20 protein-coding genes are annotated in these 23,201 nt (G+C 43.7%); 14 read left to right on the top strand and 6 right to left on the bottom strand.

The annotated features are described in order from the left end of the window. The first annotated feature begins 322 nt into the window (after positions 1 to 322). A complete protein-coding gene (locus F0251_RS23070) occupies positions 323 to 958 on the top strand; it encodes a tetratricopeptide repeat protein (RefSeq protein ID WP_004741283.1) in 636 nt (211 codons plus the stop codon). Between the two features lie 128 nt (positions 959 to 1,086). On the opposite strand, the gene F0251_RS23065 is transcribed toward F0251_RS23070, so the two are convergent. Then, positions 1,087 to 2,496, bottom strand: coding sequence for an amidohydrolase (locus tag F0251_RS23065; RefSeq protein WP_171731906.1), 1,410 nt, complete (start codon positions 2,494 to 2,496; stop codon positions 1,087 to 1,089). A 249-nt stretch (positions 2,497 to 2,745) separates the two neighbouring features. Between F0251_RS23065 and rnr the strand changes: the two genes are divergently transcribed. From rnr to rplI, 5 genes are all read left to right on the top strand, one after another. Then, the gene (gene rnr, locus F0251_RS23060; RefSeq protein WP_105057816.1) at positions 2,746 to 5,247 is read left to right on the top strand and encodes a ribonuclease R; all 2,502 of its coding nucleotides are present in this window, start codon (positions 2,746 to 2,748) and stop codon (positions 5,245 to 5,247) included. 138 nt (positions 5,248 to 5,385) lie between these two features. Continuing rightward, positions 5,386 to 6,126 (top strand): 23S rRNA (guanosine(2251)-2'-O)-methyltransferase RlmB, encoded by a 741-nt coding sequence (rlmB, locus tag F0251_RS23055; protein WP_004741280.1) that lies wholly within the window; start codon positions 5,386 to 5,388, stop codon positions 6,124 to 6,126. 570 nt (positions 6,127 to 6,696) lie between these two features. After that, positions 6,697 to 7,086, top strand: coding sequence for a 30S ribosomal protein S6 (gene rpsF / locus F0251_RS23050; RefSeq protein WP_004741278.1), 390 nt, complete (start codon positions 6,697 to 6,699; stop codon positions 7,084 to 7,086). Positions 7,087 to 7,196: 110 nt separating this feature from the next. Next, positions 7,197 to 7,424, top strand: coding sequence for a 30S ribosomal protein S18 (rpsR, locus tag F0251_RS23045; RefSeq protein ID WP_000090472.1), 228 nt, complete (start codon positions 7,197 to 7,199; stop codon positions 7,422 to 7,424). A 38-nt stretch (positions 7,425 to 7,462) separates the two neighbouring features. Beyond that, entirely contained in the window at positions 7,463 to 7,915 is a 453-nt protein-coding gene (rplI, locus tag F0251_RS23040) for a 50S ribosomal protein L9 (RefSeq protein ID WP_008223927.1), read from the top strand. A gap of 163 nt (positions 7,916 to 8,078) precedes the next feature. Here the strand turns inward: rplI and F0251_RS23035 are convergent, their stop codons facing one another. Continuing rightward, positions 8,079 to 8,963, bottom strand: a complete 885-nt coding sequence (locus F0251_RS23035) for a DUF481 domain-containing protein (protein ID WP_061034272.1) — start codon at positions 8,961 to 8,963, stop codon at positions 8,079 to 8,081. 175 nt (positions 8,964 to 9,138) lie between these two features. Between F0251_RS23035 and F0251_RS23030 the strand changes: the two genes are divergently transcribed. From F0251_RS23030 to F0251_RS23020, 3 genes are read left to right on the top strand one after another with little or no spacing between them, the layout of a single operon-like run. Continuing rightward, positions 9,139 to 10,530 carry a replicative DNA helicase gene (locus F0251_RS23030; protein WP_004741275.1) on the top strand — a complete coding sequence of 464 codons (1,392 nt, stop codon included), beginning with the start codon at positions 9,139 to 9,141 and terminating at the stop codon, positions 10,528 to 10,530. A 6-nt stretch (positions 10,531 to 10,536) separates the two neighbouring features. Then, complete coding sequence (alr, locus tag F0251_RS23025) at positions 10,537 to 11,622, top strand: alanine racemase (RefSeq protein ID WP_081090387.1); 1,086 nt, start codon at positions 10,537 to 10,539, stop codon at positions 11,620 to 11,622. Between the two features lie 23 nt (positions 11,623 to 11,645). After that, entirely contained in the window at positions 11,646 to 12,851 is a 1,206-nt protein-coding gene (locus tag F0251_RS23020) for a BamA/TamA family outer membrane protein (RefSeq protein ID WP_171731908.1), read from the top strand. Between the two features lie 95 nt (positions 12,852 to 12,946). On the opposite strand, the gene F0251_RS23015 is transcribed toward F0251_RS23020, so the two are convergent. Further along, on the bottom strand, positions 12,947 to 13,366 hold the full coding sequence (locus F0251_RS23015; RefSeq protein WP_171368955.1) for a secondary thiamine-phosphate synthase enzyme YjbQ: 420 nt from the start codon (positions 13,364 to 13,366) through the stop codon (positions 12,947 to 12,949). Between the two features lie 326 nt (positions 13,367 to 13,692). Here F0251_RS23015 and pgi point away from each other — a divergent pair, with 326 nt between their 5' ends. Continuing rightward, positions 13,693 to 15,345, top strand: a complete 1,653-nt coding sequence (gene pgi, locus F0251_RS23010) for a glucose-6-phosphate isomerase (protein WP_102422989.1) — start codon at positions 13,693 to 13,695, stop codon at positions 15,343 to 15,345. A 141-nt stretch (positions 15,346 to 15,486) separates the two neighbouring features. Here the strand turns inward: pgi and F0251_RS23005 are convergent, their stop codons facing one another. Together F0251_RS23005 and zur are read right to left on the bottom strand one after the other, a co-directional pair. Next, the gene (locus F0251_RS23005) at positions 15,487 to 15,948 is read right to left on the bottom strand and encodes a chemotaxis protein CheX (RefSeq protein WP_004741271.1); all 462 of its coding nucleotides are present in this window, start codon (positions 15,946 to 15,948) and stop codon (positions 15,487 to 15,489) included. Positions 15,949 to 15,965: 17 nt separating this feature from the next. Then, positions 15,966 to 16,424 carry a zinc uptake transcriptional repressor Zur gene (gene zur / locus F0251_RS23000; RefSeq protein ID WP_004741270.1) on the bottom strand — a complete coding sequence of 153 codons (459 nt, stop codon included), beginning with the start codon at positions 16,422 to 16,424 and terminating at the stop codon, positions 15,966 to 15,968. A gap of 550 nt (positions 16,425 to 16,974) precedes the next feature. Here zur and F0251_RS22995 point away from each other — a divergent pair. The 4 genes from F0251_RS22995 (at position 16,975) to F0251_RS22980 (ending at position 20,940) form a co-directional block, all read left to right on the top strand. Continuing rightward, positions 16,975 to 17,205, top strand: coding sequence for a pyocin activator PrtN family protein (locus F0251_RS22995; protein WP_171731905.1), 231 nt, complete (start codon positions 16,975 to 16,977; stop codon positions 17,203 to 17,205). A gap of 435 nt (positions 17,206 to 17,640) precedes the next feature. Further along, the gene (locus tag F0251_RS22990) at positions 17,641 to 18,582 is read left to right on the top strand and encodes a retron St85 family RNA-directed DNA polymerase (RefSeq protein ID WP_171731904.1); all 942 of its coding nucleotides are present in this window, start codon (positions 17,641 to 17,643) and stop codon (positions 18,580 to 18,582) included. Next, complete coding sequence (ptuA, locus tag F0251_RS22985) at positions 18,572 to 20,206, top strand: retron Ec78 anti-phage system effector ATPase PtuA (protein ID WP_171731903.1); 1,635 nt, start codon at positions 18,572 to 18,574, stop codon at positions 20,204 to 20,206. The genes F0251_RS22990 and ptuA overlap by 11 nt, the downstream gene beginning before the upstream one ends. Then, the gene (locus tag F0251_RS22980) at positions 20,203 to 20,940 is read left to right on the top strand and encodes a retron system putative HNH endonuclease (RefSeq protein ID WP_171731902.1); all 738 of its coding nucleotides are present in this window, start codon (positions 20,203 to 20,205) and stop codon (positions 20,938 to 20,940) included. Before ptuA ends, F0251_RS22980 begins: the two co-directional genes overlap by 4 nt. A 398-nt stretch (positions 20,941 to 21,338) precedes the next feature. Here the strand turns inward: F0251_RS22980 and F0251_RS22975 are convergent, their stop codons facing one another. Beyond that, on the bottom strand, positions 21,339 to 22,331 hold the full coding sequence (locus tag F0251_RS22975; RefSeq protein WP_171731901.1) for an integrase domain-containing protein: 993 nt from the start codon (positions 22,329 to 22,331) through the stop codon (positions 21,339 to 21,341). Positions 22,332 to 23,201: the final 870 nt, after the last annotated feature.

The following is a 23,201-nucleotide window of genomic DNA, read 5'->3' as shown; positions in this document are numbered from 1 at the left end:
GCCATCTAAATATTGCTTAGCAATGATACATTTTAGCTCTCGGCTATATTTGGACATAAAAAGACCCCCAATAATTGGTGTCCAACTATTGGGGGTCAGTTCACTTTCTTAAGTCGGCTTTTTTATACCTGCAATTTGAAAACGAAGCCGTCTGTGATGATCTTTTGAACGCCATCTGGCAAAATATTGCCCATTAGCGGCAAGTTTTGTCTAAAGCGATACGCTGAGTTGCCGATACAGATATCATAGTGAGTGAAATGTAATTGAGTTTGGGTTGTCCAAAAGCTCGATTCGTTTTTAAAACCGATAAAAGAGTGCAGGTATGAAGCTACGAATTGTGGCAGCTTCATTGATAATGGCGCTGAGCTCACCCTTGAGTCATGCAAATTTGGCTGATGTCGGGGAGCCAGTTCCAATATATACAGAAGCTGAACTGATTAATTTAATCGAGAATAATCAACACCTAGAGCGAGTGAAAGCTGATAAGTGCCAGTTAGTTGAAGATATCGTTGCTCGTGCAACGCGTATTAGCTTGCCTTCTTATGAGTTTTTATACGGCGATATGCTGGCGTGGGGCGTGTGCGTTCCTCAAGATGTAGAGCTTGGTCTGTACTATATGGAAAACGCGGCACACCAAGGTTTACCTGCAGCACTAGAGCAATTGGGTCGTTATTATTCTCGTGGAACCTTGGTTCAACAAGACCAAGAGCGTGCGATCCCATACCTGCGTGAAGCGGCCTCGCTGGGGAATCTGAGTGCCAGTATTCATCTAGCAGAATTGCTGTTACGTGATTATGGCAGTCCATTAGATTACGAAGATGCCTACCGCTGGTTGTACAACTCTGTCACGGCAGATCAAAGGCAACATAAGCGTATTACTGTATTGCGAAGTGGTTTGGAAAAGAGAATGCCAGACAATATTATCGCTCGAGCAAAACGTCGAGACGTATTCTGGTAATACAGAACAAGAAACCTGTAATGATTCCTGCACTCATTATTACAGGTCACAAGATCTAGAAAGCCCCGCCTAACTGAATTAGTGCGGGGCTTTTTACGTTTAGATGGTCATGTTATTCGATAGCGAACTTATTGGACTACTTCACCAGATTCGATAACGGTTTCACGAACTACCTTAGTGAAATCGAGCGCTTCCTGACGAATTTTATCTTCATCTACTGTTAGCATGTCTCGATCTTGCATGATGATCTTGCCATCGACGATCGTGTGACGAACATTGCCAGAGTTAGCTGAATACACCAGTGCTGAATATGGGTTGTAAACAGGAACCATGTTTGGTGCTTTAGTGTCGATCACTATGATATCTGCTAGCTTACCGGCTTCAAGGGAGCCGATCTTGTCTTCCATGTGTAGCGCTTTTGCTGCGCCCATTGTTGCCATGTCGATCACTTTGATCGGCGGCATTGCTGCACGATCTTTATTGACTAGCTTATGAACTTTAGCAACTTGGTTGAATTCATCAATGGTGCTCAGAGTGTTGCCAGACATTGGGCCATCAGTACCTAAACCAATACGTACATTCTCATCATACATCTGTAGTGCAGGTGATACGCCTTTCGCCGACTTGATGTTCGCACTCATGTTATGAGCCACACCCATATCCGACTTTTTAACAAGCTCAATGTCATGGTCATCAACTAGGATCATGTGTGCGCCAACTAGGTTTTTGTTGAGTGCACCAATGCTATCCATGTATTGAACCGGCGATAAGCCTTCTGAACGCTCTGCGATCTTTTCCACTTCACGGTGCGATTCTGCAAGGTGGATCATCACTGGTACATCGAGCTCTAGTGATAACTTAGAAATCTTCTGCAGGATCTCTGTAGTGTTGGTGTAAGGCGCATGTGGTGCAAATGCCGGAGTGATACGTGGGTGATCTTTGTATTCTTCAATGAAGTTCAGCGCGTACTTGATACCTTCTTCGGCGTTAGCCGCATCGGCAACCGGGAACTTAATCACGGTTTCACCAAGGATGGCGCGCATACCAATCTTATCGACAGTTTTTGCGACTTCATCCTCGAAGTAGTACATGTCGGCGTAAGTCGTCACACCACCTTTAACCATCTCAACGTTACCTAAGTTGGCACCAATACGTACCATGTCGCGTGATACTAACTTCTTCTCTAGTGGGAAGATGTAGCGGTGTAGTCGATCTGGAACATCATCAGCCAGTGAACGGAAAACCGTCATTGATACGTGGGTGTGAGTATTGATAAGACCTGGCATCACGATGTCGCCATCCACGTCTAGCACTTGCTCAGCCTTGTATTGCTTCTTTAGTGAAGCATCGCCAACCGCAATGATTTTGTTGTCTTTGACGACAACCGTTCCGCTCTCATAAACCGTTTTGTCTTGGTTCATGGTTAGAACCATCGCATCGGTAATCATTAGGTCAGCTTTTTCCATCGCAGAACTTGCGAATGGGAATAGCGCAAGGCTCGCCATTGCTGAAGCCAATAAGGTGCGTTTCAATTTCATATCAATACTCAGAACAGGAGTTGGTAAAAGTGTCTGGATAATAGTGCATTTCATTCGTGAGGCAAACGTTTGTTTTATCGTTTGCGCGAAATTCTTATGGTAGTTTGTGATGATGAAGTGATGTTTCACAAAATGAAGATATGTATCAATCTGAGGTTATTTTCGGGTTTTCTAAAGCATATCTGTAGCTTACCTCTAGCATCGGATATACTAGGGGTATATACCTTCCTTGCTTAAGCAGGCCCGCCTATGTCAAAAAACACACCGATGTCAGAAAACACGACAGCTAGCACTAATGTTGACCCTTTTGCCGATCGAGAGTCGAAGAATTACGACAATCCAGTACCAAGCCGAGAGTTCATTTTATCGTTTCTAACGGAAGCGAATATCCCAATGAACCGCAATGACCTATTCGAAGCGCTTGGCCTTGCTGGAGAGGAGCAATATGAAGGGCTACGTCGTCGTTTACGTGCTATGGAGCGTGATGGACAACTGGTCTTCACTCGTCGCCAATGCTACGCGTTACCTGAAAAGTTAGAGCTAGTGAAAGGTTACGTGATTGGTCATAAAGACGGTCATGGTTGGGTTCGCCCTGATGGTAGCAAAGGCAAGGATGACGATATTCTACTGCCACACCATCAGATGAAAACCATCATGCACGGTGACTACGTATTGGCTCAGCCAACGGACAACAGCAAGCGTGGCCGTCGTGAAGGTCGTTTAGTTCGCGTACTTGAAGAACGTACCACGCCAATTGTTGGCCGTTTCTTCTTAGAGTATGGTCACTCTTATGTGGTTGCTGATGACTCACGTATCAGTCATGACATCCTTATCCCAACCGAGCATAAAGGCGGAGCTCGAATGGGGAATGTGGTTGTGATTGAAATTACTGACCGTGGCGGTCGCTCTCGTAACATGATGGGTAAGGTAACTGAAGTGCTTGGTGAGAACATGGCTCCGGGCATGGAAACCAAGATTGCTATCCATACCCACCAGATCCCAAATGAGTGGCCTGAAGCTGTCGATAAGCAAATTGCTAACTTGGGTGAGCATGTCCCTGAAGAAGCGAAAGAAGGGCGTGTTGACCTGCGTAAATTGCCATTGGTAACTATCGATGGTGAAGATGCACGTGACTTCGATGATGCGGTTTATTGTGAAGCGAAGAAAGGTGGAGGTTGGCGCCTATGGGTAGCGATTGCTGATGTAAGCTACTATGTTCGCCCTGATACTGCGCTAGACAAAGAAGCGATCAACCGTGGTAACTCGGTATACTTCCCGTCACAAGTAGTCCCAATGCTGCCAGAAGTGCTTTCTAACGGCCTATGTTCGTTGAACCCACAAGTAGACCGTTTATGTATGGTGTGTGAGATGACTATCTCAGACAAAGGCAAACTGTCTGGCTACAAGCACTATGAAGCGGTGATGAACTCTCACGCTCGTCTTACTTACAATAAAGTAGGCGCAATCCTAGATGGCAACGAAGAACTTCGTGAGCGTTACGTACAAGAAGTACCGCATCTAGAAGAGCTGCACAGAATGTACAAAGTACTGAAGCAGACTCGTGACGAGCGTGGCGCAATTGAGTTTGAAACGGTAGAGACTAAGTTCATCTTCAATGCGGATCGTAAGATTGACCGTATTGAACCCGTTGTTCGCAACGATGCACACAAAATCATCGAAGAGTGTATGATTCTAGCGAACATCGCGTCTGCATCTTTGGTGGAGAAAGCGAAAGAGCCATCGCTGTACCGTATTCACGAAACTCCAGGTGAAGAGCGCTTAGCAGGCTTTAAAGACTTCCTAAGTGAACTTGGTTTATCGCTAGACGGCGGTTTGTCTCCGTCACCAACGGATTACGCAAAGCTAATGCAGCAAATTAACGAGCGTGAAGATCGCGAGTTAATCCAAACTATGCTGTTACGCTCGATGAAGCAAGCGGTATACAACGCTGATAACGTAGGTCACTTTGGTCTAGCGCTAAAACGCTACGCTCACTTTACCTCGCCGATCCGTCGTTACCCTGACTTGCTACTGCACCGTGCAATTAAGTACCTTATTGCGAAAGAAGAGGGGCGTAACAGCGAACGTTGGACACCAACGGGCGGTTACCACTACACTTTCGATGAAATGGACTTCTACGGCGAGCAGTGTTCAATGACTGAGCGTCGTGCCGATGATGCAACTCGTGAAGTGAACGACTGGCTGAAATGTGAATACATGCAAGACCACGTCGGTGAAGTGATGGACGGTGTGATTGCCAACGTTACCGGCTTTGGTTTCTTTGTGCGTCTAACGGAATTGCACATTGATGGTCTGGTACACATCTCGGCGTTAGCGAACGATTACTACCAATTTGATGCGGTTGGTCAGCGCCTAGTGGGTGAAAGCTCTGGTAACATCTACCGCTTGGGTGACTCGGTTAAAGTGAAGGTTTCTGCGGTTAATCTAGAAACTCGCCAAATTGATTTTGATTTGGAAGACACTGCTCGTCAGCCTCGTGGCAAAGGTAAAACAGCTAAGAAGCGTGCTGCTGAAGCAATGAAAAAGGCGAAAAGTAAGAAACGCGCCGCAGTGAAGAGCAACAAACCAGGTATCGCAGCTAAACCATTGGTTGAGCCAACTAAGCGACCAGACGGTAGTTCAGAAGCTTCTGAGAAGAAGAAAAAATCGCGTAATAAGACCGGTGCAGCCAAAGCTCGAGCGAAGAAAAAGCGCTCAGCAACTCGCAAGGCAAGGGCGGATAAGTCTTAGGGCACCGTCAAGCGTTAACAACGAATGTAATGCGAGAGTATCGGGCGTGAAACGCATACTCTCGAAATAAACAACGCAGAGCTGAATGCATTGGAGTTAGTGCCGTTCATCTCTGAGCAATAAGAGTAATTTGAGACAATGAGTAACGAATTTATTTACGGTATTCACGCGGTGAAAGCCGTATTAGAAAAAGATCCAGCACGTTTCATCGAAGCGTATGTGCTAAAAGGTCGTCAAGATGAGCGTCTTTTACCACTACTGAATCAGCTGCAACAGTTTGGTGTATCAATCCAACAGATGGGCCGTAAGCCGCTGGATGACAAAGCACAAGGTGCAAACCACCAAGGCATTATCGCTAAGGTGAAGCCGGCTAAACAGCTTAACGAAACTCACCTAGATGACATCCTAGCGCAGCACGAACAGCCATTGCTGTTGGTTCTAGATGGCGTAACAGACCCTCATAACCTAGGTGCTTGCCTGCGTAATGCGGATGCGGCTGGTGTTGCGGCGGTTATCGTGCCTAAAGACCGCTCTTCTCCATTAACAGCAACGGTTAGTAAGGTTGCATGTGGTGCTGCTGAAACAGTTCCTCTAGTACGTGTAACCAACCTAGCTCGCACAATGCGCGCACTGCAAGAACAAGGTGTATGGTTTGTGGGCACGGCAGGTGAAGCAACGCATGACATCTACCAAGCGAAACTAACAGGCCCACTTGCGGTTGTGATGGGTGCAGAAGGTGACGGTATGCGTCGTCTAACGCGTGAGACCTGTGATGACCTGATCAAGATCCCGATGGCTGGTAGCGTATCAAGCCTGAACGTGTCTGTGGCTTCTGGTATTTGTCTGTTTGAAGCGGTACGTCAGCGTCTAGCGCAGTAACCTTTAAAGAGACGCCGGTTTAAGCGACTTAAGTCTATGAATTTATTAACGCTCACCACTTGCTGGTGGGCGTTTGTTTTTAGGGCTTCGAGTGACAAATTGACAGAATCACAGATGGTAAGGGGCTGTTGCTCTTTCGTGGTTGAGTTTTGTTCGAGATAAAATCGTTTTAGGCGCGGCGAAGATTATGTAGCCTAGTCATTCTAAGCAAATATTCTTCAACAAAGCATAAAACGATTTTAGTGGGGGCGCCTAGCTCGAACCCTTCGGGCAGCCTTTGTGGTTCATTTCTACTGCGTTATCGGCTTTTTATGTAGGCTAGCTACACGTCAAAGCCTCTGTCTTGTATCAATTTCCCACAAAGAGCCGCAAAAGCCAGCTCGAAAGATTAACAGCCCCTAAATGGCGAAAGAAAAACTGTTTCATTATTCGCCAAATACCACTTGCCAATACAGGGTTCTTTCTATAATATTTGCCGTCCTTAAAACTCGGTCATTTATCTTTAGTTCCTTGCTTCCTCTGGACGACCGAGCCATTCGTGGAAGCTAATAATCCGTAAGGAGCAACCAAATGCGTCATTACGAAATCGTATTCATGGTTCACCCTGATCAAAGCGAGCAAGTTGCTGGCATGATCGAGCGTTACACTGGTTCTATCACTGAAGCTGGCGGTACTATCCACCGTCTAGAAGACTGGGGTCGTCGTCAAATGGCTTACCCAATCAACAAGCTTCACAAAGCTCACTACGTTCTTATGAACGTTGAAGCTGGTCAAGAAGTGATTGACGAGCTAGAAACTGCTTTCCGTTTCAACGATGCAGTTCTACGTAACATGATCATGCGCACTAAAGGCGCTGTGACTGAGCAATCTATTATGCTTAAGCAAAAAGAAGAGCGTGCAGAGCGTGCTCCTCGTCGTGAAGAGCGTACAGAAGCTAAACCAGAAGCAGCTGCTGAGTAATTCTTTTTTGGCTTAATGCCTTAAAAAATTCTCAACTTGTTTTAAGTCTTTCACCACTTTCCGAAGTTTTGAAAGGCTGCATTATTAAATTTAAGATCAGGAGATAGCCCATGGCTCGTTTCTTCCGTCGTCGTAAATTCTGCCGTTTCACTGCAGAAGGCGTACAAGAGATTGACTACAAAGACGTAGCAACTCTTAAAAACTACATCACTGAAGCTGGTAAAATCGTACCTAGCCGTATCACTGGTACAAGCGCTAAGTACCAGCGTCAACTAGCTCGCGCTATCAAGCGTTCTCGTTACCTAGCTCTACTACCGTACACTGACAAGCATCAGTAATCGGTAATAGTTAATAATAGTTTAAGAGGACTAAGATAATGCAAGTTATTCTACTTGATAAGATCGGTAACCTAGGTGGCCTTGGCGACCAAGTAAACGTTAAATCTGGTTACGCTCGTAACTTCCTTATCCCACAGGGTAAAGCAGTTATGGCAACTAAAGACAACGTTGCTATGTTCGAAACTCGTCGTGCTGAACTAGAAGCTAAAGTTGCTGAGCAACTAGCTGCTGCTGAAGCTCGTGCAGAGAAAGTTAACTCTCTAGAAGGCGTTTCTATCGCTTCTAAAGCTGGTGACGAAGGTAAACTATTCGGTTCTATCGGTACTCGTGACATCGCTGACGCTATCACAGCGGCAGGTGTTGCAGTAGCTAAGAGCGAAGTACGCCTACCTGAAGGCGCTCTACGTAACATCGGCGAATTCGAAGTAAGCATCCAACTTCACTCTGAAGTTTTTGCTACTGCGAAAATCGCTATCGTTGCAGCTGAGTAATTTCAGTACCAAGACGAATTCTTTCTTTATGAAAGTTTTAAACACCAGTTTCGGCTGGTGTTTTTTTATGTCTGGAATATAGGAAAAGGTAAGGGAGGGCTACAGTAGGTAAAAGCCTACTATGATCAAAAAGCTCTAATGGCTGAACAAACAGCCATGGAAATTAGAATTGGAACAACAGGTTTATGGAGAGAACCGAGTCTTCTTTATCTAGCCCTTCGGGAACCTTATCGTGGTACTGGCGAGAGTGTGCAATCTTAAGCGCGATATTGTCAGTAATATCGTTGATCGCTTCTAACTCAGTATCGAACTTCAAGTTACTGTGACCAGACACTAAGGTCACATCGGCTTTTAGCTGCAAATTCTTCAACACCTGCCAAGACGTATTCACGTTGCCACGGAAAATCGCTTCTTCAACGATCTCTGGGAAGATGATGTCATCATCGTCTAGCTCATCGAGGTTTGGTTCTTGGTAACGAAAGCCCGGGCCCACTTCGACTTCCAATACAAACTCTTCGGTATTAGAAAACTGGTAACCCAGGCCGCTCGAAACGGTGTAGTCCTTAAAGTAAGCACTGTATCGTGAATCGACGCCTTTAAAACTGCCGTAAAGATAGGTTTTAGGGCTTAACTTGTAGTCACTCTGAGCCGTGTAAGTTGATTGCCTTTTATCTTCTTCGCCATCTTTATAGAGGTTGTAGTATTTCCATTCGCCACTGGTTCTGTGGCGGCCAGCCGTGTACTCACCGTTTAGGCGTGCGTTTAGAGAGCGTGAATCGGAATTACCAGTATGCGACTGATATCCAAATTCGACTTCAGTTTTTAGTGGGCTTGGCAGTTCAGTGTCACTCGTATCACTTGGGGCGATATCCATATCTTTTTCTTCTGGTGCTGGTGCAACGACGATCGGCTCAGCAGTAGGTTCTGGTACTACTATCGAGTCGAGGATTGCATCAACATCGGTTTTAGCATCATCAGCTAAAGCCATCGGAGCGCTCAGGAGACCAGTGCTTAGAAGGCCTGTGCTCAGAGCCAATAGTTTGGACACGCATACCTCAGTTATACAGTGAATGAATGGCGAGATCGTAATGCTACCCTTGGTTAATTCCGTCAGCAATAAGTAAATTCTTCCTGAAGAATAAAACAAACTCATAGGATCGGATTACAAATGAGTGTTCTTGGGTATAATGAACGATCATTATTAGTTATTGAGTGTAGTCATAGTGGATACCAAAAGTCAGAAATCAGCCAAAGATCAGGTGGACGCCATCAAGGTCCCGCCACATTCATTAGAAGCTGAGCAATCTGTTATTGGCGGTTTGTTATTAGATAACGAACGCTGGGATACGGTTGCTGAAAAGGTTGTGGCCAAAGACTTTTATAGTCGTCCTCACCGTCTGATCTTTGAAGCGGTAAAAGATATCCTTGAAGAAAGCTCTCCTCTGGATCTTATTACACTCTCTGAACACTTAGAGCTGCGTGAGCAACTTGAAGAAGTGGGTGGCTTTGCCTACCTTGCTGACCTAGCTAAGAACACGCCAAGTGCGGCTAACATTAACGCTTATGCGGATATCGTCGCTCAGCGTGCATTGGTTCGTAGCCTGATTGGTGTGGCGAATGAGATTGCTGATTCTGGTTATGACCCTCAAGGTCGTACATCAGAAGACCTGCTCGACCTTGCTGAGAGTAAAGTATTCGCGATTGCAGAAGGTCGTGCGAGTGAAAACGAAGGCCCTCAAAACGTAGATAGTATTCTTGAGAAGACGCTAGAGCGTATCGAAATCCTGTACAAAACTCCGCAAGATGGTGTGACTGGTGTCGATACTGGCTTTAATGACCTCAACAAGAAAACCGCCGGTCTACAAGGTTCTGATTTAATCATTGTGGCGGCACGTCCATCGATGGGTAAAACCACCTTTGCGATGAACTTGTGTGAAAACGCGGCGATGAAACAAGACAAGCCAGTGCTTATCTTCTCGCTAGAGATGCCGGGCGAACAGCTGATGATGCGTATGCTTGCATCCCTGTCTCGCGTGGACCAAACCAAAATTCGTACCGGTCAACTTGATGACGAAGACTGGGCTCGTATCTCTTCGACCATGGGTATCCTCATGGATAAGAAGAACATGTACATTGATGACAGCTCTGGCCTAACGCCAACCGAAGTACGTTCTCGAGCGCGTCGTATTGCTCGTGAACATGATGGTCTTTCAATGATCATGATCGATTACCTTCAACTGATGCGTGTCCCTTCACTGTCTGATAACCGTACCCTTGAGATCGCCGAGATTTCACGTTCCCTAAAAGCGCTAGCGAAAGAGTTGAACGTTCCAGTTGTGGCACTTTCTCAGCTTAACCGTTCCCTAGAGCAACGTGCCGATAAACGCCCAGTTAACTCGGACTTGCGTGAATCGGGCTCGATTGAGCAAGATGCCGACTTAATCATGTTCATCTACCGTGACGAAGTGTATAACCCAGACAGCTCACTGAAGGGCATCGCTGAAATCATTATCGGTAAGCAACGTAACGGCCCGATCGGTTCGGTTCGTCTTACATTCCAAGGGCAACACTCCCGTTTCGATAACTATGCAGGTCCTGCATTTGATGACGAGTAATCGCTAATGACGTATATGAAAGCGGCGACCGCGAGCATTGATTTAAATGCGCTTGAGCACAACCTGAACCAAATTAAGTCGAAAGCCCCGCAGTGCAAAGTGATGTCTGTTGTCAAAGCCAATGGCTATGGTCACGGCTTACTGCACATTGCTAAGCACTCTAAAAGCTCAGATGCATTCGGTGTGGCTCGTATTGAGGAAGCACTGCAGCTGCGTGCTGGTGGTATTGTTAAACCTATTTTGTTGCTCGAAGGCTTTTATTCTTCGGGTGATTTGCCGATCCTTGTCACCAATAACATTCAAACGGTGGTGCATTGCGAAGAGCAATTAAGCGCGCTAGAGAATGCTGACCTAGAAACACCGGTTGTGGTGTGGCTAAAAGTCGATAGTGGCATGCACCGCTTGGGTGTTCGACCAGAGCAATACCAAGATTTCGTTGAGCGTCTGCATCAATGTGCGAATGTGGCTAAGCCTCTTCGTTACATGAGCCACTTTGGTTGTGCTGATGAGCTGGATAGAACCACTACGGTAGAGCAGACCGAACTGTTTTTGTCTCTTACTGATGGTTGTGAAGGGGAACGCTCACTGGCCGCTTCTGCTGGTTTGTTGGCTTGGCCTGATAGCCACCTTGATTGGGTTCGCCCTGGAATTATCTCTTACGGTGTATCGCCGTTTGTTGATAAATCAGCACAAGAGCTTGGCTTTATGCCTGTGATGACTCTTACCTCGCACCTGATTGCCGTTCGTGATGTTAAAGCGGGTGAAAGCGTGGGTTACGGTGGTAACTGGACTAGTGAGCGTGACACTAAAGTGGGTGTTATCGCGATTGGTTACGGTGATGGCTACCCTCGAACCGCCCCTAACGGTACACCTGTGTTTGTAAATGGTCGAAAAGTGCCTATTGCAGGCCGAGTTTCTATGGATATGTTAACGGTCGACCTTGGGCCGGATGCTCAAGATAAAGTCGGTGATGAAGCGACACTTTGGGGGAAAGAGTTACCTTCTGAAGAAGTCGCAGAACATATCGGCACGATCGCTTACGAGCTGGTTACTAAGCTTACCTCGCGTGTAGCGATGGAATATGTGAAGTAGCTATGGATTCAGTACAGTAAATGATGTTCAAGCGAACCACTCGACACCTAGTGATGTCAGCAATGGCATTACTCGGTGTGAGCTTTTCCTCTTCAGCTCTGAGTGAAGAAAAAGACTCAGCCTTTGTCCCTTTCTACTTCAGCACTGAAACCATGGGTAATACCTTTGGGGTTGCTGGTGTCGCAAAGGGTGTTTGGCAACCTCAAGCGGCTCTGTTTGGTATGGCGTTGTATTCAGACAAAGACAGCTACGTTGGTTTCCTATCAGCTTTTAACTTTGCACTGTCTGAGAACATACTGTTCAGTACTCAGATGTACCAAGCTCGCTTTAACGAAAACCCGTATTACATTGGTTCCCAAGGCGACAACGATTCATCAATTGATGACAAAACCATTGCTGATGGCTTGGAAGAAAACTATCAGTTTGAGTTTAAGTATCTGTTGCCATGGGGCAATGTTGCAGAATATGGCTTGTTAGGGGCATTTCAACCGATCAAAGACGTGAGCCTTGCTTCGCCCGTTGAGTCGGGTGTCAGCTCGATTGTCTTTACACCTTTTTATACTTCCCGAGAGTTAGAAGGCTTAAACAATTCTGAAGAGGCGACGGGCTTTAGTTTGGCGTTTGATTGGGATAACCGTGATAGCACACGTAACCCAACCAAGGGCTCTCATACTAACTTAGAATTCACCACCGGAGCAGAAAGCTGGTCTAATGATGACTTGTGGCTCAAGTGGACCTTCCAAAATAGTCAGTACTTTGCTTTAGGTCCTTTAGGGGACTTATTTGATCAACAAGTTTTAGCATTCGATTTCTATACGGCTGACACGCCTACATGGGATAACTGCTCTGGGCAAGATTGTGCTCGTCCACCGGAGACCGAGCAAGCTCGATTAGGTGGCTTGTATCGATTACGAGGTTATACCGGAGGCCGTTATCACGGTCGCTCTGCAGTGCATTACTCTGCAGAGTATCGAGTGCTTCCTGACTGGCAACCTTTGGGCGATATCCCACTGATTAACTACTACGACTTGCCTTGGTGGCAATGGGTAGCGTTTGCTGAAGTAGGGCGCGTTGCGGATGAGTACGACATTAAAACACTGCATACAGACATGAAGTGGAGCTTAGGTGGCGCAGTTCGTTTCCAAGTGGAAGGCATTGTTGTTCGTGCTGAATTAGCGCGAGGCGGTGATGAGGGGACCTTTAGGGTCATGATAAACCAGCCTTTCTAAGTTAAGGTTTATCTGCTCAATTTTCTATTACTCAAGGGGGACGCATTTCTGTGTCCCCCTTTTTATTTCCCTACTCTAGGCTTGGTTACGATGAGCTACTCTCCTTGGATAGTAGCTATCACAGTGCGGCTACCACCGTAGTCTCGGTGCTCCCCTAAGTAAATGCCCTGCCATGTTCCTAAAGCTAAACGACCATTGGTGATCGGAATTGTCACACTGTTGCCAAGTGTCGATGCTTTAATGTGAGCTGGCATATCATCATCACCTTCATAAGTGTGCTTGTAGTAGGGCGCTCGTTCGGGCACAAACTTGTTGAAGTGTGACTCCATATCACTACGGACGGTCGGATCGGCGTTTTCATTGAGCGTTAAGCTGGCAGAAGTATGCTGAATAAATAGATGTAATAAACCAACAGATAAAGAGTTCATCTCGTGTATCTGTTGTTCAATTTCATCAGTAATGAGATGAAATCCACGCTTTTGTGCATTTAGGTGTATAGTCTTCTGAATCCACATACGCCATCCTTTATAATGTATTTGGAAAAAAAGTGGTTTGAGGCTATCTTTTGAACTTGAATTTATCAGGTCTCGCTCACATTTAATTATGTTAGAGCCAGAGTCTGTACCGATTCCTGTCTCAGGAAATCTAATCCTGATTTATCTCAAGGTACAGCTCTTGATATACGGCATAATACGTCGTGAAAAAAAATTACAAAGAATCTTTCAGTGGTGACGCGGTTTGGTCATCACAGAAAAATATAAACTTTCGCCTAATCGGGGGTTCTATTCATCACCAAGGTGACGTTTAGAATAAAACCTACAGTAACATCGGGATAGATACCATGTTGAAAAATATCAACCCAACGCAAACACAAGCGTGGAAAGCTCTAACAGCTCATTTCGAGTCTGCTCAAGATATGGATATGAAAGAGCTTTTTGCTCAAGATGCAAAACGTTTCGAGAGCTTTTCTACTCGTTTCGGTTCAGACATCTTGGTCGATTACTCTAAGAACCTAATCGATGCAGAAACGATGCAGCACCTATTCGCTCTTGCAAACGAGACTGAAGTTAAGTCTGCAATTGAAGCGATGTTCAGCGGTGATGCAATCAACAAGACTGAAGGCCGTTCAGTACTTCACACTGCACTGCGCAACCGTAGCGACAAGCCAGTAATGGTTGATGGCAAAGATGTAATGCCAGCAGTTAACGCTGTACTAGCAAAAATGGAACTGTTCACACACCGCATCGTTTCTGGTGAGTGGAAAGGTTACACAGGTAAAGAGATCACTGATGTTGTGAACATCGGTATCGGCGGTTCGGATCTTGGTCCATACATGGTGACTGAAGCACTAACGCCATACAAAACTCGCCTAAACATGCACTTCGTTTCGAACGTAGATGGTACGCACATCGTTGAGACACTTAAGTCTCTGAACCCAGAAACAACGCTATTCCTAGTAGCATCAAAAACATTCACGACTCAAGAAACAATGACGAACGCACACTCTGCTCGTGATTGGTTCCTAGCAGAAGCTGGTGATGAAGCGCATGTAGCTAAGCACTTCGCTGCGCTATCGACTAACGCAACAGCGGTAGCTGAGTTTGGTATCGATACTGACAACATGTTCGAATTCTGGGACTGGGTTGGTGGTCGTTACTCACTATGGTCTGCGATTGGTCTTTCTATTTCTCTTTCTGTAGGCTTCGATAACTTCGTTGAGCTACTAGAAGGTGCTCACGAAATGGATAACCACTTTGCTTCAACTGAGTTTGAAAGCAACATTCCAGTAATCCTTGCGCTTATCGGTATTTGGTACAACAACTTCCACGGCGCTGAGTCAGAAGCGATTCTACCTTATGACCAGTACATGCACCGTTTTGCGGCTTACTTCCAACAAGGTAACATGGAATCAAACGGTAAATTTGTAGACCGTGAAGGTAACCCAGTAGAGTACCAAACAGGTCCTATCATCTGGGGTGAACCAGGTACAAACGGCCAGCACGCTTTCTACCAACTGATTCACCAAGGTACTAAGCTGATCCCATCAGACTTCATCGCTCCTGCAATCAGCCACAACCCAGCATCTGATCACCACCAGAAGCTAATGTCTAACTTCTTTGCTCAAACTGAAGCACTAGCATTCGGTAAGACAAAAGAAACGGTAGAAGCTGAATTCCTAGCGGCTGGCAAAACTGCAGAAGAAGTAGCTGAACTAGTACCTTTCAAAGTGTTTGAAGGTAACCGCCCAACGAACTCTATTCTTGTTAAGCAAATTACACCTCGCTCTCTAGGTAACCTAATTGCGATGTACGAACACAAGATCTTTGTTCAAGGTGTTATCTGGAACATCTTCAGCTTCGACCAATGGGGTGTAGAACTTGGTAAGCAACTAGCAAACCAAATTCTTCCAGAGCTTGCTGATGACGCAGAAGTGACATCTCACGACAGCTCAACGAACGGTCTAATCAACGCATTCAAAGCACTTAAAGCTTAATTGAGTTGATAGCATAGAAGTAAACGCCAACCTTAGGGTTGGCGTTTTTGTATCTGTAGAGTAAGCAATGGTTAAATCGCAGGTAATAAAAAAGGCTAACGTATCGACGCCAGCCTTCTAAATATTTTGCTGTAACTACTTCTATTCGAAACAGATCTCGATGAAGGCATTACCCCACTGAGATGAGAATGGCATGATGATGATTGCGCCTTCGCATTTGTGACGAATAGTGTGGCCTTTACCAGAAACCACAATCGGTGTTGCCATGTCGAAGTCGAAGCCGCTTTCCGCAAGAATACGTTTTGCACCACCAGTTACCATGTTGGTGATCTCACCAACCATGTCGGTTACTTCTTCGTTCAAACCGTTTGGTCGCTCACCAAGCATGTTTTCCATGATTTCCAGAGCCAGACCTTCATCAAAGGTAATCGACATTGAACCACGAGATTGTGGACCAACCATACCGATTAAACCAGAGACATCACCACGAGCGATTTCATCTTTCTTAACTCTTGGTTTTTGTGGCTTCAATTCTAGAGAAGCCATCGTTTTTAGAACGTTCATCAAAGAAGCTAAAAACGGGTTTACAAATTCAGCGCGCATAATGTTCTTCTATAATCTTATTCTTTCATATCGGAGGAGCAAGACTGGCAAATGCCATGCGACTCAATGACGTGGTTGGTCAATTGAAATCCATGCTTCTCAGCGTTACTCGCGAGCAGAGTTACAAGGGAATCGTCTTGTAGTTCTACCACTGTGCCACATTTATCGCAGATCAGTAGTTGGGAGAAATGTTTGTTGGCATTACAAGAACAGCAGCATATAAAGCTATTGGTTGACTCAACTCTGTGAATGAAACCTTGCTCCAACAAGAAATCCAAAGCGCGATATACTGTAGGTGGCTTGGCTTGCGGCTCACTGACTTTCAATTGCTCTAATAATTCATAAGCACTAGAGGCTTTCTTATTAGAGAGGATGAGCTCAAACACTCGCTTTCTTTGAGGCGTTAATCTAACGCCACGCGATGCGCATATCCCTTCAACTTGCTCTATTAATGTGTGGTCCAAATTCTTCACCATTCAATCGGACATCCTTAAACAAACCCTATTTTCAGGTTATTTCGGCTAAGGAGCCATTGATTTCTATTAAAGTCAGGTACAGAGCGTATTGTGACCCACGACTTTGAATAAGACAAGGTAACTCAAAATGACATTGTGACTCAAGGCATAACTGATTAGTGAAGCTGAATTAGAGATCTGGTGAATGGTTTATAAAAAAGTGTGAGGCAAAGTTCATATAGCACAAACAGAGCATAGCCTTTACAATAGCCGACTTTGCTTTTGCTGGGTATTCCAGCATCTTTGTTTGACTCGCTACTAGGGTACTTTGCCATGACACATTCATGTAGGTTGTCTGTCGCTCCAATGCTCGATAGTAGCGAATTTTTACTAACCTAATGAATTTAAGCTATTTAATTATTGGTTTGTGCCCACTGCGTGCCCATAGTTAACTTTTCACGTTATAAATCGGCTAGTCAAAGTCGAAACACGCAAAAACGTCCTGTTATTTTGCCAAACTTTTCAAATCATTGTTCATAGTATAACCAGTAGATAACTGGAGATCGAGGCTATGAAAAGAATCTCAACTTTTGACTTGCTTCTAAAGCAGCATGGAAAAGTCCTTATCCCACTCTCAGAGCTTTGTGAAGAGTACCTAGGAGTCACCTATAGGGTTGCAAGGCGACATTACCTTTCGGGAAGCTTGCTCATTCCTGTTGTGGCTATGGGGGAAGGGCAAAAGGCAAGGCTGGTGGTTCATCTGGAAGATCTGGCTAAGTTCGTAGATTCAAAGCGCAGCTAGCTGCGCTGGCCCTAATTTCTTCACTAACCTGTTTCTTTCTCACTAAGTCAAGTTACTATTTTGTCAATGGAAGTAAGCCTACTTTTCGCTAAGATGGCTAATAATAAAACCTTCAAAAGGAAGGTCAAATTTAATGATCCACTACATAGTTAAAGAATAACCAAATTTTACTTATAAAGTATTGTTGTACGGCTTCTCAATTCATTGTGATCTATATGATTTTGGCGTAGAATTTTAGTGCTCTTTAGTGTTTTGACGGACTTCGTCTAGTCGGGTGTTTAGCCAGACTCTAACTTATTGAACGAGTTTACATGCGATGTGTACGCATCCAAAACTCGTTCCTCGTTTCGGATGCGTACACATCGCACCCTTTAGTAAAGAGCTAAAAAGCCCAAGGGGATACTCTCTTGGGCTTAATACTGTTAAAGGAGTGGAATGAAGATAATTTCAGTACTGGCAGGCGAACTAAATGTCAGTGAGCAAGAGATTCTTAGTATACTTCTTGGCGCATCCAAAAAGTACAAAGTCTACCCGATTCCTAAAAGAACACATGGTATTAGGCTCATTGCTCAGCCAACAAAGAAGGTTAAGGTACTTCAACGAGCATATGTCGATATGATGAACTTTCCTGTTCACTCTAATTCTGTAGCTTACAGAAAAGGCTACAGCATCAAAGATAATGCTCAATTCCATGCTTCAAACCCTTACTTATTGAAAATGGACTTGTCTAATTTCTTTAACTCAATAACACCTAAGATATTCTGGAGAATGTGGGAAAAACAATGGGACCTACCAGAACCGTTGGAAAAACATTTAATTGAGAATTTATTGTTTTGGAATGTAGATAAAGGATCTTCAATAAGTAGGTTAGTTTTGAGTGTTGGAGCTCCTAGTTCGCCAATTATATCCAATTTTTGCCTTTACGAATTTGATGAGTTAATAACAAAATACTGTATTAACAGAGATATTTATTATACTCGTTATGCTGATGATATGACTTTTTCCACTAAAAAAAGAAATATTTTATTCGACATTCCCAATTTTGTTAAAAGCCTTCTCTATGATGTTTTTGGTAGCTCTATTTCCGTTAACTATAATAAAACAGTTTTTTCATCTAAGGCTCATAATCGTCATGTAACAGGAATTACTTTGACTAATGATGGTAAAATCTCTTTGGGACGAGAACGAAAGCGTTACATCAAACACTTGATTAATGAGTATAGATATAAAAAATTGAGTCCAGAAGATTTTAATTACCTCAAAGGAATTCTATCTTTTTCTAAACATATCGAGCCAAAGTTCGTTCATTCTTTGATTAATAAGTACGGTGAAGATGTGATTACTTCCATTTTTTCTGGAGATTTAAATGAAACGTGATAGTAAAATTAGAGCACTTGAGCAAAGCTCAAGAAAGGGGAACGTATCTTCATCTTATGAACTGTTCAATATTTATGAGATTGGTGCAGGAACGGACATTGATTTAGAAAAATCGAAAAACTATTACTTAACTTGTGTTGATGCATTAGATTTTGATTCTTTTGTCGACGGAGAACGACCAAATAATCGGATTATATTGAATGATCTTAAGCTTATGAATTTTCGGAAATTTGAAAATTTAGATGTTGTTTTTGAAGATGATATTACTGTTATTATAGGAAATAATGGCTCGGGTAAGACAACTATTCTCGAGTCGATAGCTAAAACATTTTCATGGCTAAATGCCCGAATGGTTTTTAAAGGTAGGTCTGGTAAGTCACTTGAAGACTCTGATGTTACTATAGGCGTTTTAGATAACTCGGAAGTAATTACATCAATTAATTTTGGTAACTCAACTGTTTATTCTGGTTCGTTGGTAAGACCAGCGAAAGGTATTGAAAGTTCTAAGGTTAGTGAGCTTGATAGTTACAATAGACTGTCTAGTTTGTATAGGGTAATCAGTGATAGGGAAAGAAGAACCCACAATGATATAAATATTCCTTTGTTAGCTTACTACTCTGTAGATAGATCAAATATGAAAGGTAACCAGTCATTTGATTTAGAAAAGGTTACAGATACAGTAAATGAGTCAAAATTTGATGCTATTGATAAGTCTGTTTTAGATGGAACTGGTAATCTGACGGATTTTCTAGTCTGGTTTATTTATATCGATAATAAAACGGACTCAAGCTTACAAACTAAATATGATGCTTTAAGTGCTGAGATTGAAGCTTTAAATCAAGTTGTTGATGGTAAAGGAAACGTACTTTGGCCAATTTTAGAGGCAAAAAAAATAGAACTGGAGGTACTTTTCTCTAAAATTAAGGCCTCTAAGTCTATGCAGACATCAAATCTAAAGGAATATGTAAAAAAAGCGATAGTTGATGCAGTTCCTAGTGTTAGTGATATCTTTGTTGATCGTTCTTCAGGACGAGCTGAAGTTAAAATTGTCAACGATAATGTTCCTGTAAACATATACCAAGCATCCAAAGGCCAACAGGTTTATTTATCATTAGTCGCAGATATTGCTAGAAGACTTATCTTACTTAACCCTAAGTTAAAAAATCCTCTGCACGGTCAGGGGGTTGTATTGATTGATGAAATTGAACTGCACCTTCATCCCAAATGGCAGCAAGACATAGCATCTAATCTAATTTCTACGTTTCCAAATGTGCAGTTTATTATAACTACTCATAGCCCACAGGTCTTATCCCGATTATCAAGAACAAAAGTAAGGTCAATCGGAGAAAATTTGGATGGAGAAGAGGTCGCTGTTCCTCCCCTAGCTGAAAGCTATGCCCGCTCAGCATCTACGATTCTGAGTACAGTGATGCACTTTGATTCAAAACAAAAGTTACCTGAGTCAGCATTATTGAAAAAGTACGCGAACATAATCGAGCAAGGTGATTTTCGCTCTGATGAAGCTAAGAGTTTATACGCTCAATTGCGAGCATCTTTAGGTGAAGATCATGAAGAACTAGTTCGGTTATCTCTTGTTCTTAGGCGCAGAGAGAAACTCGAATGAGAACAATTAAAAAAATCTCACCGTGTCATGCCCTTGCTGAAAGAAATAAACGGCCTCCAACTAATCACATAAAAGCGACAAAAGCATGGACTCGTTTCAGGAGACATAAACCTTCGGTCACTAGGACATGCTACCAAGAGCAATTTGGGCTTTGTTGCTACAGTGAAATCAGTTTAGATAATGTTTTTTCGATTCGTGGGTTAGACAACGCTGAGCTTAGTCGAGCACTAGGAACTCACATTGAGCATATAGAGCCTAAATTTAGAAATCCTAGAAAAACATTCGAATATACTAATCTGATACTGTCAGCAATTGATGATCCTAGTAAACGCAACTTGCTTAAAGTAGATGTTTTTGGAGGGCATGCTAAGCAAAGGATGTATCATGCAACGTCTTTTATTTCGCCTTTGCTCAATAACTGTTCTCAATACTTTCATTACGAGATTTCGGGTAGAGTCGTGCCTAAGGCCTCTTTACCTACCCAAAGAGAGAAAGCGAAAGCTAGACTTACAATTTACATTTTAAACCTTAACTCTCCAATATTAGTTGAGTGGCGTAAAGTTTGGCTGACTGAGTTGAGTAAGATTATTGATGAGTCGTCTATTCAAGCTCTCGAACATATAGCAGAAGCAGAACTTGGACCTACCAACAATTTACTAAGGCCTTTTCATTCTGCGCAGAAGCAAATGTTTGGTTCAATAGGGACTAGAGTGTGCGCAAAGTATAATCTTTAAGGTATCTAAATATAGCTGGGAAGTGTAACTCTGCGTGAATGCATGACTTCGGAAACACCAATGCTTATCAGTGTTAGCTTAGGTAAGTACCTGTTGCATTACTTGTGCGTGAAATGTGGCGGAGCTGACTTCCTACCAAGTACTTGCTCCCAAATATAACAAATTGCGTAGTAATAGGCGGTTTTAGTTGAGGGAGCCAACTCGCTCTTGCTCCTCCAAAACTCAGCCACTTGCTTGCGTCCAATTTGGCCGATAGATTTGATGGCTGGGTTGTGCCTCTGAACATGGCGACAGAAGCTGCTCATTTTCTCTGCCTGATTCTTACGGTTCTTTTTGCCCCCTGTCCTTAAGTATAGATGTATAGCTCGATTTAACTCATATTCCATTCTAGTCATGATTTACCCCAGATATGCATTTGTTATGTCGGTTCGATGATGGCCAAGTTCTTCCGCGACGGACAGCCTAGCCGCACTGTCAAAAGCTTTAGCTTGCTCAACTGCGCATCCCACTTTATTGGCGATGTATTGGTGGTGTGAAGAACCATGCTTATAACCCGACTCCACAACTGATTTTATTCCTGCTACTGCGGTTTGTTGTTGCATGTGGTTGGTATAACTGTTTTGCGCATAGGCGTGTCGCTCACCATGTGATTTATAATCAAGTTTTCCAAACTCTCGATAGGATTGAGATTGGAACTGTATATAGCTTTGATCTGCAGGGATCATGGAGTGATGATGTCCCTGAATGACACTGGCATTCTGAAGTGCATCAAGTTGATTTTGGGATACGATTGGTACTGTCCGTGCTTGACCGCCTTTCGTTCCGTCTGTGACAGAAATGCTCTGCTTTATAACGGCTTCTTTTAGCATGGCTGCAGGGTTACCTTTACAAGCCTCTTCGAATCTCAAGCCTAATGACCTTTGTATTTCACTGATAGCAGAGAGCCTGTCAGAAAACTGTGATGTAATTTTGTTATGTTGTTCTTGGGAAATAGCTCGATTTTCCGTAGTTATGCCAGAACGATTTGGAAGGCCAGCTTCCGATGCTGTAACCCTAAGAGATGAATCCCCAATAGCCTGAATAAGAACGGAGTTAACGGCAGACAAGTATTCATGAGCTGTCTTGATACTGATTGAGCCGTTATCAATTTTCGAATCTAATTCTTGAGCGTATTGCGATACATGCTCTTTCGTTATCGCTCGCATATCCTTGACACCATGATGGTCTTTGATAAATGTCGAGAACTGTGTAAATCGAGTTGTTTGATCTGCTACGGTTTTGAACCCGATTTGGCCGGCATTAAATTTTTCATAAAGCGCATTCTTAGCCGCTTGATTTATATCTCGAGATCTTAGGCCACAGTTTCTGGCATTAGGGTTTTCTCTCTCCATCCTAGATGTGGGGAACCTACTCGGACTCATACTTTCCTCTCAGTTTTTCAGTTATGGGCTCTGCAAGCAGCGAATCGTGTTAAGTGTTTATGCGCGTTTAAAATGTCGCACGTCATTAGCAGAGGTTGGGAAGATAAGAAGCGATCCCGGCGCTTACGCTGTTGAAGCTGACTTGGCAAAGGTTAGTGCTCAAAGGCGTTTACATAGGTTGGACGAAGGCGGCACTGGCTAGTGGAAGAGAGCAATCTATGTTTTGCTTTGAGGTTGGACTTAGCAGTCAGCTAGAGGTTTTGTCCGTTGAATTCAGGCTGCTTGGTGGCTGCTGTCACGTACAAGTGAGTGGAATGATCACGAGTTCCGGCAGTAACTGATGGATTGGTTCGATGCATTTCATGCATTTTCATGTTTTCGAATACCTCTCAATAACTTTGTCAGGCTAGAGATACCAATGGATCTGTTATCGGATGCAGTCTCCGTCTATTTTTGTCTGCCGTCCAAAATAGACGGAGACTTTAGCGGTCCTTTTCGCAACGCAGATAATAAATCTTGAGTAATGGAGTAATACTCTCAGGGTTGAAAGTGTTCTTTCATTTGAGTGAGTGAGTAATACATACTCTATTGGGGCATCAAACTGATGAGAGCATTTCGTACATGCGCTCTAACATGTGGGAGGTAATCACAGCATTAAAAATGCTTTTCTTACCTCATGGTTTACAGACAAGATATCTGCTTCTTTATGGTCATTTCTCAAATAAGGAGTCCAATTTGGCTGTTTAGTACTTTCATTGAAATTTTTATAGTTAGAGTAGAAGAGGGTTGGATGTCAAAACGGGGGGAGCAGGCAGATCGCCATGCTATGGTTTAGATAAG

Source organism: Vibrio sp. 070316B, from assembly GCF_013114115.1.
Classification (GTDB): domain Bacteria; phylum Pseudomonadota; class Gammaproteobacteria; order Enterobacterales; family Vibrionaceae; genus Vibrio; species Vibrio chagasii_B.
Note: the sequence above shows the minus strand (reverse complement) of the source record. Positions and strands in the feature narration are given on the sequence as shown.

Bases quoted from the DNA above. Each gene is read 5' to 3' on its own strand.
- pgi (WP_102422989.1), top strand. From the start codon at position 13,693: ATGTTGAAAAATATCAACCCAACGCAAACACAAGCGTGGAAAGCTCTA.
- F0251_RS22980 (WP_171731902.1), top strand. From the start codon at position 20,203: ATGAGAACAATTAAAAAAATCTCACCGTGTCATGCCCTTGCTGAAAGA.
- F0251_RS23020 (WP_171731908.1), top strand. From the start codon at position 11,646: ATGTTCAAGCGAACCACTCGACACCTAGTGATGTCAGCAATGGCATTA.
- F0251_RS23065 (WP_171731906.1), bottom strand. From the start codon at position 2,496: ATGAAATTGAAACGCACCTTATTGGCTTCAGCAATGGCGAGCCTTGCG.
- rnr (WP_105057816.1), top strand. From the start codon at position 2,746: ATGTCAAAAAACACACCGATGTCAGAAAACACGACAGCTAGCACTAAT.
- zur (WP_004741270.1), bottom strand. From the start codon at position 16,424: ATGGTGAAGAATTTGGACCACACATTAATAGAGCAAGTTGAAGGGATA.
- F0251_RS23015 (WP_171368955.1), bottom strand. From the start codon at position 13,366: ATGTGGATTCAGAAGACTATACACCTAAATGCACAAAAGCGTGGATTT.
- ptuA (WP_171731903.1), top strand. From the start codon at position 18,572: ATGAAACGTGATAGTAAAATTAGAGCACTTGAGCAAAGCTCAAGAAAG.
- F0251_RS22975 (WP_171731901.1), bottom strand. From the start codon at position 22,331: ATGGAGAGAGAAAACCCTAATGCCAGAAACTGTGGCCTAAGATCTCGA.
- rlmB (WP_004741280.1), top strand. From the start codon at position 5,386: ATGAGTAACGAATTTATTTACGGTATTCACGCGGTGAAAGCCGTATTA.
- rplI (WP_008223927.1), top strand. From the start codon at position 7,463: ATGCAAGTTATTCTACTTGATAAGATCGGTAACCTAGGTGGCCTTGGC.
- rpsF (WP_004741278.1), top strand. From the start codon at position 6,697: ATGCGTCATTACGAAATCGTATTCATGGTTCACCCTGATCAAAGCGAG.
- F0251_RS23005 (WP_004741271.1), bottom strand. From the start codon at position 15,948: ATGCGCGCTGAATTTGTAAACCCGTTTTTAGCTTCTTTGATGAACGTT.
- F0251_RS22995 (WP_171731905.1), top strand. From the start codon at position 16,975: ATGAAAAGAATCTCAACTTTTGACTTGCTTCTAAAGCAGCATGGAAAA.
- F0251_RS22990 (WP_171731904.1), top strand. From the start codon at position 17,641: ATGAAGATAATTTCAGTACTGGCAGGCGAACTAAATGTCAGTGAGCAA.
- alr (WP_081090387.1), top strand. From the start codon at position 10,537: ATGACGTATATGAAAGCGGCGACCGCGAGCATTGATTTAAATGCGCTT.
- F0251_RS23070 (WP_004741283.1), top strand. From the start codon at position 323: ATGAAGCTACGAATTGTGGCAGCTTCATTGATAATGGCGCTGAGCTCA.
- rpsR (WP_000090472.1), top strand. From the start codon at position 7,197: ATGGCTCGTTTCTTCCGTCGTCGTAAATTCTGCCGTTTCACTGCAGAA.